The 261-nt window shown below is 61.7% G+C and carries 1 protein-coding gene; it reads left to right on the top strand.

Features of this window, described 5'->3' with window-relative positions:
- Positions 1-227 (top strand): aminotransferase class I/II-fold pyridoxal phosphate-dependent enzyme (locus R0J92_RS24085; RefSeq protein ID WP_411053536.1); only part of this gene is annotated, 227 nt, incomplete at its 5' end.
- Positions 228-261 lie beyond the last annotated feature (34 nt).

Below are 261 nucleotides of genomic sequence, written 5' to 3'. Positions count from 1 at the left end.
GCCTGCTTCCCGAGGCCGGCATGTTCATGATGGTCGACGTCAGCGGCACAGGTCTCGATACGATGGATTTCACGTGGCGGCTGTTTCGCGCGCAAGGCGTGTCGGTGCTCGACGCAAGCGCGTTTGGCGAGACCGCTAACGGCTTCGTGCGCCTGGGCTTCGTGGTGGATGAAGCGCGTCTTGCCGAGGCATGCAAGCGGATTGCGGCGTTTGTGGCGACGGTATAATTCATTCGCGATTCCGCAAGTGCCTGCAAGTGCC

Origin of the sequence: Tritonibacter sp. SIMBA_163 (genome assembly GCF_046535935.1) — a bacterium.
GTDB classification, from domain to species: domain Bacteria; phylum Pseudomonadota; class Alphaproteobacteria; order Rhodobacterales; family Rhodobacteraceae; genus Epibacterium; species Epibacterium scottomollicae.
This window is presented reverse-complemented; position numbering and strand designations above follow the sequence as displayed.